We start from the raw sequence: 14,932 nt of genomic DNA, 5'->3' as shown, positions 1-14,932 counted from the left end.
TGCATTATTTCCCTTATTAAACGGGTTATAACCGGCTGAACCGGAGTTCAGCCGCAGCGATGGGCAGATGCCTCTCCCGGCAACCGCCAGGCGGCGGTCAGATAACAAAAAAAAACGGCCGTTCAGGAGGTCATTCCTGAGCGACCGTTGCATGATTTAGCTTCAAGCGGCTGCTTGCGGCGGAGGGACTAAGGCGCGTCGCCTGCATCCTTCCCGCTTAGCCGCGCTGGAGCTAACGCCCCCGGAACGCGGATGTATCTTGGCTGCCCATAGCCGCCAGGCCATGGCAAGCCGGACATCATCCGGGGCGCAGCCGGGGGCCGACCCCGTCCCGCCCTGCACTTAGCAGCGGGATGTGGTGCCTCAGGCGCGGCGGTATCTTACCGAGAGCCGCGCTTCTTCGCCTTGAGGAGGCGGTCCATTGAGGACGCGCGCTCCTCTGTCGCCGGCCCTGGGGCACCGGGCCGGCGCTCTTCGCCCCCGCCGCCGGAGGCGGGAGGGGGCGGCGGTGGCGGCGCGCTCGCATCGCGCGCGCCATCCCGGCCGGCCGGCTTCGCCCGGGCCGGCTCCCGCAGCGGGGCATCCGCCCGCCGCTGCGGCGCTGCCTCCGGCGGGGCCTTGCGGCCCCCGCCGGTGCAGCCCCGGGTGCCGGGGGCGCGGTGCGCTCCCCGGCATTCCCGGCGCCCGCGCCGCGCTCACGCGGCCCCGCGGGCGGGGAGGACGGCGGCGGCTGGGCGGAGTCCCTGCCTGCGCCGCCGCCGTAGAAGCTCGCGGCGCGGGCTTTGCGCGCCGCGAGCCGCTCGAGGCCGGGGCGCTGCCCGGCCTCCGCGGCCTGGGCCGGCCGCCTGCGCAGCAGGGCGGCCGCACCGGCGGCGATGGCGCCCCATGGCAGGGCCAGGCGCCGCACCGCGATGTCGGCGACCCACAGCAGCAGGGCCGCCGCCAGCAGCGCATAGCTCCAGTCATGGAGCTGCGTCCGCGTGGACGCCTCCCGGTCGAACACCGCTGCCGGTTCATCCCAGGACAGGACGCGTCCCCCCGTCAATTCAGCCAACCGGGTCAGCGCCTCTTCGCCCCCGCCGGAGGAAATTTTGTACTCCGGCGAATACGGAACGACAAACCCTGTCCCCGGCGCAGCCTGAACCGCTTCTTCGTCGCTGTGATCCTGGAGCGACATCAGAAACGCGCCCGGCTTGGAGACGCGAACCTGTCCGGTATACCGTCCGGGCGCTTCCTGAATCAGCTCCACGACCTGCTCGCCCGCCTCGTCGTCGCCGATAATCGCACTCAGCTTCTCGGGCGGCTGATCGCCTGTCGTGTTCACCTGCAGCGTTACCTCATTGCCCGCTACCGCCGTCGTGATCTCATAAGGCGATGACACGAATTGCGGGAACGTCCATTTCACGATCTCCGTCAGCGTATCCGCGAAGCCGGACCAGTTCACCCACTCGCTCGACCATTTCCCGCTCAAGTCACTCGTCCAGGCTACCGTCCGGCCGGAGCCGTACTGCCATCTTGCCAGCACCGGATCCGGCTCGGGACTAACCAGCACATTTTGCGCCGACGGCTTCGGCGTCGTTGCAATATAGCCAAGCAGTCCCGGAACGCCGCGCTCGAACAAGCCCATCCAGTCTCCGGCCTGCTGCACAGCAGGCACGAACGGCCGGTCTACAATGTAGGACTGCGCCATCATCACCGTCTCTTGGCTGAATACCGCCGGCAGCGTCGTCTCATCTTCCACGAAGTAATAACGTCCGTTCGCCGCTTCCGCCAAAAACTGCAGCAGATTCAAATCCGCATCCATTCCGACCGCGACGGTGGACATCGTAATATTCTCCTCAACCATCGTGTCCGCCAGCCCCTGATAATTGGAATTGAAGGCAGACTGGCCATCCGTCATCAGAATAATATGCTTACGCTGCGTATTCAGCTTGAGCATTTCATCCAGCGCCGACGCTACAGCCGGGTATATATCCGTTCCCCCGCCGCTCGGGATCGACTGAATGCTGCTGATGACCTCTTCCTTGTTATCCAGCGTTTGCGGCATCACAACCCACCAGGGCTGATCGTCAAACGCCACCACGCCGACCGTATCCTTGGATCTTAGCAGCTCCACCGTCCGCATAGCCGATTCCTTAGCCAGCTCGATCTTGTTGCCGTCCATGCTGCCGGAGCGGTCGATGACGAGTATAAGCCCCAGAGATGGCACTTCCCGCTTCCCTTCAAGCTCCATCGATACCGGCAGCGCTTTTTCGATCGGGGTTTTGAAATACCCCCCCATCCCGTAGCTGTTCTCTCCGCCGACCATCATAAAGCCGACACCGAAGCTGCGCACCGCCTGCTCAATCATGTCCATCGCAGGACCGCTTACCTTCGTGGCAGACACATTGTTGAAAATAATGCTGTCATACGCTGCATACTTCGCCGCCTCAAGCGACAGCATCTCCGGTGGAATCACTTCCGTACCGATCAGCGCCGACTCAAGCGCTGCTGTAATGTTGGAGGAGGTGTCCGGCTTGCCTTCGACAATCAGCACCTTCGGCGAACCCTCGACACGGGTAAAATCATACGCCGCATTATTCGCCGACGATTCGTCGCCGCTCATGAACACCTCTGCGCGATAGCGATGCAGCCCTGGCGTTTTCGCCAGGCCCTGGACCGCAAAGCGGTTCTCGCCCGGCGACACCTCTACCGTCTGACGGGCAATCTCCCGGTTGTCCTCATAAATTCGCAGCTCGCCTGAGGTTTTGAAGGTGCTTTGCACCAGCACTTCAGCGTAAAAGGCCTCAGCCTGATACAGCCGGTCCGGTACGCGCAGCTCCTCTACCGCAACATCGCGGATTTGCTGCCCGGGAGCCGGAAGCACATCGACGGCGATGCCGCGATCCTTCAGCAGCCTGCCCGCAGCAGCCATGCTGCCGACATTCTCCTCCCCGTCGGAAATCAGCACGATCCGTGAATCCGAGCTGCCTTCGAACAGGCTGCCTGCCAGCTGAAGCCCGGATTCGAGCCCGGTGAACCTCGATTCCAGCCGGGCATTCATCCCGGCTCCCGGACGCTCATGATCAGTCAGAAGACGCTCCACAGCGCCTTCAAGACCGACCGATACAATCGCCGTCTGATCCCGCTCTCCTTTGGTCTGTACCGCCTCGCTGATCCAGGTGCTGATCCGATCGGCATCGCCCATGCTGTCCGAGCGGTCCGCCAGAAACACGACCTGCTTGTCACGGAGCACGGTGTAACCGTGCAGACCGGATAACATCAGAATCAGCAGCAGAATGACCAGGGCGCGCAGCGTCAGGGCCAGCTTTTTGCGAAAACCGCTTAGCCTGAAATCAGACCGGAATGCATAATACAGAAACAACGCTGCCGGAATCAGCAGCAGCAAGAACCACGGCTGACTAAACTGAACGCCCACGCTGGTACACCCCCCATTCTGCAGCGATAACGGCCAGCGCAAGTGCCGCAAGCCAAGGCATTAACGAAGCTGCCGCCGATGACGCGTTCTGTTCTGACCGATCTGTCCCTTCTCCGGCTTGCTCTGGACCGCTGCCTGCCGTGGTCTGAACAATATTCGGCTCCCGGCGTTCGCTCCAGTCCCCTTCGAACGGATCCGGCGCAACCGACAGCCAGTAGCTGATCTTCTCCCCGGCCCGATTCTCCTGTTCAAAAGCGTACAGTCCCGGTATGTCCGGCACCGTCTGCACCGGTGAAACTCCTTGCGCTGTCTCAGCCGCTTCCGTATAGGCAGGAGCTTCGGCAAGCGCGAGTCCGCCCTTGGCAGCCCACCCGGCCTTCACCGTATCCGCCGCAATCGGAATATCCGCCTGGGCACCTGCGATGTAGCGTCCAAGCCCAGTGCCTTTGCCTGCTGTCATCCATTCAAGCGCATTGCTGACCAGCACCGGAAATTCCGGCGACAATGGCAGATCGCTGTCCTGGAGCAGAAAATGAAAAGCCAGACGCGGACGGCCGCCTTCCTTCCCGGCATGGATCAGCGGAGTATCTCCGATCCTCGCAATCGCTTCTCCCCAGACCGGCGCCTGTCCCTGATCTGTCACCGCGCCGAAGTACACATCGTTCAGCGTAATGTAAGACGTGACCGGATGTGTGCTGATGGCCGCTCGGCCGCCAGGCTGCTCGCTGCGGGCGCCTTCGCCGCCGATCGTCCACAGCGGGACGGAGGCTGTGAGCTTGGCCCACTCGCCCTGCTTGAAGCTGTCCGGCACGCTGCCGTCCATCACGATGACGTCAAAGGCTCCATCCGGAACCGGAGGCGGACTAGCCTCGCTGGACTGACGGTTATCAGCCGTTCCCGTTTCCTCTGTGCCCTCCGCATCCGCGCCCGCTTCGTCCGCGATGCCTGTCGCAATTCGGGTCACCTCGGCTCCGCTGAGCTGCAGCGCCTTCTCCAGAAACAGATTGCCGGATGTCAGCAGCAGCACGCGCGAAGTTCCATGCCCGCGGCTGAACGCATACGCTTCATTGTCAGCGGCATAGCCGTCATCCCCTGCCAGCTCAATCCGGTAGATCTCCGCCAGCGGCAGATCCGGAAAGGAAACCGTCGCCCGCGCATCCGGTGTCAGTTCCACCACCTTGCTCGCCAGGAGCTGCTCATCCCCATACAGGCTGACTTCCATGGCTGCCGCCGCCTGCGCAGTCAGGCTGATGACCGCAACGGCATCATGCCGAAGCCCCGCTTCATCCCTTGGCGATACGCCAAACTGATCAATCGATGCATTCAGCAGCATATCCCCTGCAATCGACTCCACCGAGACCGGCACCTGATAAGCGACCTCAACCTCATCCCGTTTCCAGTAACCATCTGTAAAAATAACTACTTCGGCATCTGACTCCTCCCGGGTCAGCGCTGAAGCCAGTGACAGCGTCTCTCTGTAGGAGGCTGGCCCGTAATAAGGCCGCAGCTGCTCCAAAGCGCTTTGCAGCGAAGCGCTGTCACCTTCCCGCGACAGCAATGTGATCGGGCTCGCCCCTGCAGCCAGCAGGGTAATGTCGCTGCCCTGCCCGTGATCGCGGACATATTCCCGGATTCGCTCCTTCATCAGATCAAGCCGGGAAGTCCGCTCCTGCGCGCCGCCTTCCGAATTATCCGTCGGTCCGGCCTCCGCGCTCATGCTGCCCGAGGTATCCGCAATGATCACGATATGTGCGCTTCCGCCCCCGGACACCTGCAAGAATGGCTGCATCAGTGCGAAGACGAGCAGCGCTGCAACCAGCAGCTGCAACCACAGCAGAAGCCGGTTCTGCAGCTTCTGCCACGGCCGGTTCGCCTCCAGATTTCGGAGAACCCGATCCCATAACAAGTGGCTGGGGACTGCCATGTCGACATACTTTCGCTTAAACATATACATGAGCACAATGGCCGGCAGCGTTAAACCGAACCAGAGACTAACCCACGACTGAATCCCCAAACATGCCCCCTCCTTCCATACCCGGCACAGCGCTTGTCGCTATTCGGCTTATAAGTCATTGCCCTAGCAGATCCAGGCGCCGCGCTTTCTGCTATATCTCCCTGATTCTACCTATTGTAGATTTGTCTCGTTTCTTGAATCAGACCCGCAGTGCCTGCCACCTTATCCGCTCACCAGTCCCGATCCGGCCAGTACGCCAAACATCGCGTCGGACAGCGGCAAGTCTGCCGGAATGAGCACATAGGACATGCCCCGCTCGGCACATACGGCGGAGAGCATGTGGCGGTAACGCTCCAGCTCCCTCTCGTACGCCTCCAGCACCTTGCCCGTCAGCGCCACTTCCTTGCCGGTCAGCGTCTCGCTGTCCACCAGCCTCAGATCGCCCGAAAGCTTCGGCTCAAGCTCTGCCCGCGACAAAATATGGACGAGCACCACCTCCTGCCCCGTTCCGGACAGCAGGGACAGCGCCTTGTACAGCTCCTCTTCCCCGCCTTCCAGCCAGAAGTCCGAGAATATCCAGGTCATACCCGGCTGCCTTGGCAGCGAGCCCGGCACTGCCAGCGCCGCCGCCAGGCTTCCTTCTCCCCCGGTCTGTGCCGATTGCAGAAAGGAGAAAAGTCGATGTGCCGATCCTTTCCCCCGCATAACCGGCAAGCGGGCATTGAGCGTCCGGCTGTAACAGGCGATTTGCAGACGGTCATATGAGGATAGCGCCATATAGCCGATGCTGGCCGCAAGCTGCCGGGCGAGCATCCATTTGGCGCCTCCCTCCGGCAGGGCTGAGCCCGATGTCCCCCCAAGCTCCGGAGAAGCTGCAATATCTGTTCCCATGGAAGCCGAGCAGTCCACATAAATGTTGACCGTCAGCTCCTGCTCATCCATGAACTGACGGACGAACCCTTTCCCTGTACGGGAATATATGCCCCAGTCAAACCTGCGGACATCATCGCCGGGAGTGTACAGCCGGTAGTCGGCAAACTCCAGCGAGGAACCGAGGCGCTTGGAGCGCCGCTTCCCTTGATGGGTGCCTGCCACCCGCCTTTTGGCACTCAGGCTGAATCGTTCAAGCCGCGGCAGCCACTCGGGTGGAAGCAAATGTCCGGCCCCGCTCACGCCGATCCCTCCAGCGCCTGCAGAACCTCCTGTATGATGCTGTCTGTCGTAATGCCAAGCGCCTGTCCTTCAAAATTCAGGAACAGACGATGACGCAGCGCAGGCAGCGCCACGGCCCGGATATCACCTGTCGATACATGCATCCGGCCGCTGCACAGCGCCCGCACCTTGCTGACCGAGATGATGGACTGCACGCCGCGCGGCCCGGAGCCGAACTGGACGTACTTCCGAACCGCCTCCGGAGCCGAAGCCTCTTCGGGATGCGTGGACATAAGCAGCCTCACTGCATAGTCCAAAATATCTTCAGCGACCAGCACTTCCTTCGCGCCTTGCTGAATTTCCAGAAGGGTGTCTGCCGTCATCTGTCTCGTCACCTGGAATTCATGCGATGACGTCGTGCGCCGTACAATCTCCTTCAGCTCGTCACCGCTAGGGTACGAAACGTCGATCTTGAGCAGGAACCGGTCAAGCTGCGCTTCCGGAAGCGGATAGGTTCCTTCATTCTCAAGCGGGTTCTGTGTTGCCAGGACGAAGAACGGCCTTGGCAGCCGATGCGTCTCTCCGCCTACGGTAACGGTCTTCTCCTGCATCGCTTCCAGCAAGGCGCTCTGCGTTTTGGGGGTCGCCCGGTTGATTTCATCCGCCAGCACGATGCTGCTGAACAGCGGCCCTTTCTGAAACGTCATGCCGGTGCTGCCCTGCTGCCCGAACGACAATATATTCGTGCCTGTAATATCGCTCGGCATCAAATCGGGGGTGAACTGGATGCGCGAGAACGACAGATCCAGCGCCTCCGACACCGTGCGGACCAGCATCGTTTTCCCAAGGCCGGGAATGCCCTCCAGCAATGCGTGCCCTCCGGCGAATATGCACCAGAGCATCTGCTCGACAACCTCCTGCTGACCGACGATGACCTTTCCGATATGCTCCCTGAGACTGTCGATACTCTCTTTCCATTCCTGTGGTTTCACTGCGATATCCGACATGAATTGTCCTCCGTCTTCTTGAATTAATAAGTGCTGTTTATGGCTATATACGCACGGATGCCTTCCGTACGCACGAAGCTAAGGATTCGGATTAATCTCGATGAAATACGCCTCGACCAGTCCCTGCATCTGCTCAGGCAGCTGGCTGCGATTTAGCGACTTCCGCGCTTCTATTTCATAATCACGGTACACCTCTTCATAAGGTCTGGCAGTTCCTGGCACGGTCGGGGACACGCCGCCCTTCTGGACTTCGCCGCCTTGGCCGTCCAGCGGACCGGTATCGACTTCGACATTGCCGCTGCCCTCCAATGCTCGCGGCGTGGTGACCAGCTCGCGGCCGCCCGACCCAAGTCCGGCTCCGCTGCCGCCTGTCCCATTGCCCACACCAGTCCCACTTCCGCCACTGCCTGCCCCAGCTCCGCTTCCTCCGCTGCCGCCACTGCTGCCAGAGCCTCCAGAACCTTGACTTCCGGAGCCTTCACTGCCAGATGGTTGCCCCGAGCCACCTTCCCCCGATTCTCCTGATTCACCGCTGCTGCCAGCAGCCTGTGCCAGCGCCTGGGCGCTGCCGCCAGAGCTCCAGCTGTTCGATACTGACATCCCCGAGGCCAGCATCTGCTCCGCCAGCCCAAGACCTTGGGCAGCCAGAGCGGACGCCAGTGCAGAGGCGCCTTGCGACTCGCTATCCGCGGACGCCTTGGCAAGGGCAGACTCCTCCAGTTCGGCGAACATCTGCCTTAGCGCCTCTTCCAATTCCTCTGGCAAAGCGCCTTCCTGTAAAGCCTGGGCGGTCTTCTTCAGCTCCTCGGCCAGCTTCTCGATGTCCGGTACTTCTTTCGCAGCTTCAGCGAGCTGTTCCAGCATCTCTGCCAGCTCATCCTTCTCCTGCTGGGTCATCTGCTTGACCTCTTCCATCATCTTGCTCATTTCCTGCTGCATCTCATCGGCCTTGCCTTGTTCCAGACTCTGTCCTGTCTGAGCCAATGCCTGCTCCTGCTGCATCTGCCGGGCCAGCTCTGCAAGCTCACGCGAACGCTCTTCCTGCTGCTTCGCCAGCTTCTCCATTTCCTTCATCGCTTCTTCCAGCTTTTCCAGCGCCTGCTCGGGAAATTGCTCGGCTGCAAGCTGCTGCTTCAGTTCATCCAGCTTTTCAAGCAGCTTCTGCTTGGTGGCAGGATCCAGTGTCTCCTGCTGGATCTGCTCTTCAAGCTCTTCCGTTTTCTGTACCTGCTCCTGTACCCAGGCCTTCTGCTCCCGCGCCGCCTCGATCTTATCATCCATCGGGTTCGGGATCAGCGTCAGCGCCACAACCGAGACGAGGCCGGCCATACTGATCAGCAGCTGTTTGCGAACATTCGGTGCGGGCAGCCTGGACTTCATCTCGGCCGTGAAACTTGCCCCGTATGCCTCCGCCTGCGCCCGCTGATAGCGAGCCGCTACCGTGTCTTCCTCCTTGAAGGAGAGGGCGGTCACCATCATGTCACTTCGCTCGGCTTCACCCGAAGCGCGGTCCATCGCCTGGGCCGCCGCTTCTGCCGGTATGCGCCGCAGCCAGCCATACAGAAGCCCAATCAGGATTGCCGCCAGCGGAACCATCATCACCGCCGTCTTCAGCCAAGGGATCGGAACGATTCTCCCGATCACCAGCAGCAGAAGCGCCGCTCCCATTCCGGCCATAAGGCCGTACAAACCGCCAGCAAGCACGCGAAAGGCCTGAAGCCTTCGCCTGGCAGACTCAATGAAGCGAATGATGTTGTCCACGACGATCCCCTCCTTTAGTTAAATGAACGTGCACCATGTCAGGATTGCGAAGGTTGCTCAGCTTGCCCCACCTCTTGCTGGGCTTGCTCCGCCGCTTGCCCGGCTTTCGGTCCGCCATCCTTCTTTCTCTTCCGTCTCGCCACTGGGCGAATGTTGCGGATGGCAATCAGCAGTGCCAGCACTATCACAACTGAATAGACAAGCACAAACTCCAGCCACAGCTGAATCGGAGGCTCACTGTTCAAACTGCCGCCGTACATGAGAAATGCATCTCTGGAGAACGTCGGGTTCAGCAGGCTAACCATCGCCCCGGCCGGATTAAGCCCCAGCAAATATCCTACCCATGAATAGGTTCCCGGCGCCGGCTGACCTGAGCTGTACATATTCTGCTGCGCAATGCCCATACAGAACAGATACAGAAGTCCCGTGACCAGAAAGATGATCAGCCCTGTTCCATAAGTCACGATCACCGCGATAATGGTGCGCTTAAACAGCGTTGAGAACATCACGCCTAGGGCGCCCAGCAGCAGCATGACAAACAGGTAGAACAGGAAGACCGATACCATCTGTTTTGGTGAAATACCGCCATACAAAAACACAATGCTGTATACCGGCAGTGTTGCCAGGACGATCAGCGCCATGAAGCTCAGCGCAGACGCCAGCTTGCTCAGAATGATCGTGGTAGAGCTTTGCTGGGTCGTAAGCAGCATGCTGAGCGTCTGCTTCTCGCGTTCGCTGCTGACGACGCCCGCCGTTAAGGCCGGAGCCATAAAGGCGATCAGTATCAGCTGTGCAAAACTGAGCACATAGAACATCATCTGGCTCGCCTGCGCATTAAAGCGCTGGGAACTCCTTTGGTCCAAATACAGTGTCAGATAGATAAAGCCCATCGCCACAACGCCCAAAGCCAAAACGTAGAACAGCACGGACATCATCGAACGCGGGGAGCGCATCCGGAGTCTGAACTCCTTGTTAATTACGGGATTGATTAATCTTCGGGTCCAATTCATTCGCGGGCCCCTCCTTTGGTGATTTCGAGGAATACATCCTCCAGGTTGCTCTGCGCTTCCTGGAAGGACACAATCGGAATTTCCCAGGAGATGACCTGGCGCAGCAAGGCGCTCTGCTGCACATCATCCCCGCTGTAATGCACATGGACCCCGGTGTTGTCCGTCAATACGGAGCTTACATGAGGCTCATCCCGCAACTTGGCCGCCAGCTCCTCCTCCCGCTCCAGGGTCCGGATATGAATCACCTTTTTAACCCGCAGCCGGTTCTGAATATCTGCAACCTTGCCCTGGGCAATCATCTCGCCATGCTCGATCACGCCGATTTCGTCCACCATTTCAGCAAGTTCGGGAAGGATGTGAGACGAAATAATGATCGTTTTCCCCATCAGCTTCAATTCTTTCAATATTTCGCGCATCTCGATCCGCGCCCTCGGGTCAAGCCCCGAAGCCGGTTCATCGAGAATCAGCACCTCCGGATCATGAACCAGGCAGCGGGCAAGGCACAATCTCTGCTTCATCCCGCGCGACAAGGTGTCCACGTAGGCATCCGCCTTGTCGCTCAAGTTCACAAGCTCCAGCAGCTGCGGAATCAGCTGCTCCCGCTCCGTGCGCGGAATGCCGTAGCTCGCGCCATAGAAATGCAGGTACTCCGTCGCCTTCAGCTGATCGTAAACCCCAAAGAAGTCGGGCATGTAGCCGATCCGTTTGCGCACTTCTTTTGGATACTGTGTCACATCATAGCCGTCGACTTTGGCAACGCCTGATGTCGGCAGCATTAACGTCGCCAGGATGGACATCGTGGTCGATTTTCCAGCTCCGTTCGGTCCGACAAACCCGAAGACCGTCCCCTTGCCAATCTCCAAGTTGATCTCCTTCAAAGCATGGAAATTCCCGTACCTCTTACTCAGATTGCGTATTTCAATCATGCTGAGACTCCCCTTTCAGCGACAGCTCCGGCATCATGAAGTTGACATGGTCAGACGTGCTGATCATAATCCGGATCTTATTGTTCACAATATACTGTTCCGGGTTGTCCGCGATCACATGGACACTGTTCTGTTGCGTCATCGGCTCCCACTCTCCGGATGATGCGTTCCACAGTTCCATTGTAGCTACTCCCGGCACTCTCGTTCCCTTGATGGAGATTTCAGAATATTTGACATCGTCGCCCGGCAACAGCGGGAACTCCATAATCATCGTTCCTTGCCCAAGCTCCACGCCATGCACATAGGTTCCGAAGATAGGGGAATTCACCTGCGTCACTTCCGGCGTCAAGAATCCATACGGAATGGTAATCTCGCCTTCATTCAGGGCCCATCCCATCTGAATCGGCTGCACCCAGAAGTTCAGCTGGTCGCTGCTCACTTCTTTTCCGGCGCGTGTATAATTCGTCAGATGATCTTTGCTCCAGCCAAAAATATAAGTCGATGTCTTGTCAATATTGGTTGGCGAATAGCTGTACATGGACAAAACTTCCCGTTCACGATTGTAGACATCGTTATTCGTGTACGGATACAGAAGATTGGAAAGATTCTGATGATTGGTAGTGAGAATCTGTGCTTTGTCTTGAGGCACCTCAGCGCTCTCTCCTTGCTTTATATCGCCCATCCGGTAAGCCTTGCCGCCCATAACGAGCACAACATTCTCCAGATCGCTCTTCGTTTCATTCGTCACTTGACCGACAATCTGCCCTGCTGCGTCCAGACGAATATCTGATGTCAGCTTGCCCGCCTCATTGTATCCCTGTCCCTGCATGTAGACTTTGCCAAGCGACCATTGAGGCATATTTCGAAACTCCAGCAGCGTCTCATTTTCCGCAGCACGGATATAGGTGTTGTTATCGCCTAATCTGCTGCCGCCAAAAGAGTTGCTGGAACCTCCGGCTCTCAGGTACGTGTTCTTAGGAAACTCGAGTGTGTAATTTCCGCTGCGAGGCGAGAAGAAGGCGGAAACCGATGACTTCAGAGCGCTCCCCTCACCGTCCATCTCTATAACATTGATCGTGTGGGCCATTTCCTCCGTACGGTCTGAGGAGCCCACCGTATACACCGTGCCGCTGGCCACAACGGCCAGGGCAGGAATAAGAAGCCAGGCCCATTCCCGCTTGTCTACTTTCTTCAATATAAAATACAGCAGCGGACCTACAATAACCGCATATCCGATGAGCATCCACAGCAGCAGCTGAAAGGATGGCATCTTCAAGGACGGAAAGTACTCCGTGACGTAACCGAGGCTTTCAAGCATGGGTTGGTAATACCCCATCCCGCCTGGATTAACAAGCGGAAGCGCGCCTCTTAGAATCGAAGCCCATGCATCTGCATGCCCTCCCCAAGAAGCAACGGGCTCCAAGGCCAGATCATAAGCCGCATACATCACCTGGCCCATGCCCTGGCTTTTCGAGACGATCAGCGGGTTCCCGTTCCCTTCGAGCTGGCTTTCCGCGCCTTCTACCGGCGTTGCGGTCGAAATCGTATAGCTTTCTTGCAGGCTTAGCGGTTTGCCGCCCAGCTTCTCCAGCTCAGGCAGAGACTGCACCGTTGTCGTCCCGGTCCATTGCACCGGAGCAATATCGGCGAATGGCGCCGCGGATTTCACATAACCGGCTCCGCCGGACAGCACCAGGGTTCCGCCTTCACTCACCCAATGGGCGATGGCCTCTTGCTGCGCAGCCGACAATGTATCGGAAGCAAAATTATTAATTACAAGAACATCCAGCCCGTTCAGCAGCTGCGCCTGATCCGGCAATTCCTCTGCCTTCAGAGGCACGGTGTTCAGGCTGTTGCCTCTGCCGTTCAGGGCGTTCATAAAATTCATCGTATCCGGATCATCGGACAATACGGCAATCAGCGCCCCGGAATATTGCGAGCTCTGAAGGTAGTTCCGGCCGAGGTCAAACGGAATCGGCTGGCCCTCAGTATACGATTTTTCATAAAATAAAATCTGGTTATTATCCTTGTTTAAATAGCCGCCAGGGATGCCGATAACAACCTCCTTCGGCGTGTCCTTCGGAAGCTCAACATATTGAACATAGGAAGACTCTATCCCCATGCCTTGATAGCTCTGAATTTGAACAACGATGTCACCCGCGATATCCTGATCGCTTGTCAGCGTTATCTTCAGCGGATTCCATTTCCCCTCTTTCAGCTTCCCCTTATAGCCCAGCTCTGTCTGAATCTGGATCTTAGGAGCGTCGGCATTGGCCGTTCCGCTCCCGGTGAACAATGACGCAGCCAGTACCAGCAACGCCATCACCCACAGCGACAGACCCCGCAAACTTCTTGTACACAACGACAACTGATGATTCCCCTCTCCAATAAAATAGCTCTTTCCTATTCCCCTCACGTCTGCTTCTTGGCTGTATGTAAAACATAAATACGGATGACCCGAGATGATGTTCCGCCTGATCAAAACGTCTCGAACCCGATCAGAGGCAACCATCGCATCCGGCGTACAATACTATTGACGAGTACAATGTGAAAAAAGTTTGAACTGTTGCTTGAAAAACTGCATCGGCCTTTTCTCCATCAGAGTGCGGATAAAAGAAAGCTCCCGCCCCTTAAAGGAGCGGGAGTTAAACCAATTGCAGCGTTAAAGTGTCAGCTGCTCCTGTGGCCCTTGTTCTCTATTAACCGTGTATACCGCCCCGCATCGTTACCTGCGGGATACGTTATCCATCGTCCGAGCGCCAAGTCTATATCGCATGTACGAAAGCCCTGGCTAAGTCCGGATCAGCTGAATACAACGGTTTTATTGTTGTGAACGAGAATTCGATCTTCAATATGCCATTTGACGGCACGTGCAAGCACCACCCGTTCAATGGTGCGGCCGATGCGCTTCAGTTCATTCACATCGTCGCGGTGGCTGACGCGCTGAACATCCTGCTCAATAATCGGTCCGCCATCAAGCTCCTCGGTCACATAGTGTGCCGTTGCGCCGATGATTTTCACCCCGCGATTATATGCCTGCGCATAAGGCTTGCCGCCAACGAAGGCGGGCAGAAAGGAGTGATGGATATTGATAATCCGGTTCCGGTAAAACTCAATGAATGCAGGTGAGATGATCTGCATGTAGCGGGCGAGGATAATGACATCAATATCTTCCCCAATCACTTCAAGCTGACGCTTCTCGGCTTCTGGCTTCGTATCAGCTGTAACCGGAATATGATGATACGGAATACCGAAAGACTCAACATAATCCTTCATGTCCAGATGGTTGCTTACCACCATCGCAATATCCGCATCCAGGTCTCCGGCTTGCCACTGCCACAGCAGTTCGACCAGACAATGATCTTCCTTGGACACGAAGATGGCCAGTCTTTTTTTGCGGGCGGCGTGGTAGATGTTCCACTGCATGTCGAACGAGTCTGCAACCTCGCGGAACGAACGCTCCAGCTCTGGCAGCTTGCTGTCCAGATGGTCCAGGTCGAACTCGACCCGCATGAAGAACATTCCACCCTCGGGGTCCATGGAGTACTGATCGGATTGGACGATATTGGCGCCGTGCTCGAACAGAAAGCGCGAGACGGCCGCTACGATCCCAGGTCCATCCGGACAAGAGATCAGCATGCGGGCACGATTCGGGTGTAAGCCGGATGCCGACGGCTGTTCTTTTTTTACATGGATTTCCATAC

The 14,932-nt window shown here is 58.1% G+C and carries 9 protein-coding genes; all 9 read right to left on the bottom strand.

What is annotated here, in order from left to right; translation table 11 throughout:
* Positions 1–298: 298 nt before the first annotated feature.
* On the bottom strand, positions 299–3,418 hold the full coding sequence (locus tag MKX64_RS15580) for a VWA domain-containing protein (protein WP_341036550.1): 3,120 nt from the start codon (positions 3,416–3,418) through the stop codon (positions 299–301).
* Positions 3,402–5,432 (bottom strand): vWA domain-containing protein, encoded by a 2,031-nt coding sequence (locus MKX64_RS15575; protein ID WP_341036549.1) that lies wholly within the window; start codon positions 5,430–5,432, stop codon positions 3,402–3,404. Before MKX64_RS15575 ends, MKX64_RS15580 begins: the two co-directional genes overlap by 17 nt.
* 162 nt (positions 5,433–5,594) lie before the next feature.
* Positions 5,595–6,545, bottom strand: coding sequence for a DUF58 domain-containing protein (locus MKX64_RS15570; RefSeq protein WP_095264857.1), 951 nt, complete (start codon positions 6,543–6,545; stop codon positions 5,595–5,597).
* Entirely contained in the window at positions 6,542–7,531 is a 990-nt protein-coding gene (locus MKX64_RS15565) for an AAA family ATPase (RefSeq protein WP_095264856.1), read from the bottom strand. Before MKX64_RS15565 ends, MKX64_RS15570 begins: the two co-directional genes overlap by 4 nt.
* A gap of 78 nt (positions 7,532–7,609) precedes the next feature.
* The gene (locus tag MKX64_RS15560) at positions 7,610–9,292 is read right to left on the bottom strand and encodes a phage tail tape measure protein (protein WP_196426455.1); all 1,683 of its coding nucleotides are present in this window, start codon (positions 9,290–9,292) and stop codon (positions 7,610–7,612) included.
* Between the two features lie 38 nt (positions 9,293–9,330).
* Entirely contained in the window at positions 9,331–10,302 is a 972-nt protein-coding gene (locus tag MKX64_RS15555; protein WP_095264854.1) for an ABC transporter permease, read from the bottom strand.
* Positions 10,299–11,228, bottom strand: coding sequence for an ABC transporter ATP-binding protein (locus MKX64_RS15550; RefSeq protein WP_095264853.1), 930 nt, complete (start codon positions 11,226–11,228; stop codon positions 10,299–10,301). Before MKX64_RS15550 ends, MKX64_RS15555 begins: the two co-directional genes overlap by 4 nt.
* The gene (locus MKX64_RS15545) at positions 11,221–13,596 is read right to left on the bottom strand and encodes a DUF7408 domain-containing protein (RefSeq protein WP_095264852.1); all 2,376 of its coding nucleotides are present in this window, start codon (positions 13,594–13,596) and stop codon (positions 11,221–11,223) included. Before MKX64_RS15545 ends, MKX64_RS15550 begins: the two co-directional genes overlap by 8 nt.
* A 434-nt stretch (positions 13,597–14,030) precedes the next feature.
* The gene (purU, locus tag MKX64_RS15540; protein ID WP_095264851.1) at positions 14,031–14,930 is read right to left on the bottom strand and encodes a formyltetrahydrofolate deformylase; all 900 of its coding nucleotides are present in this window, start codon (positions 14,928–14,930) and stop codon (positions 14,031–14,033) included.
* Positions 14,931–14,932 lie beyond the last annotated feature (2 nt).

It is taken from the genome of Paenibacillus sp. FSL M8-0334, assembly GCF_038000405.1.
Classification (GTDB): Bacteria; Bacillota; Bacilli; order Paenibacillales; family Paenibacillaceae; genus Paenibacillus_AQ; species Paenibacillus_AQ campinasensis.
Note: the sequence above shows the minus strand (reverse complement) of the source record. Positions and strands in the feature narration are given on the sequence as shown.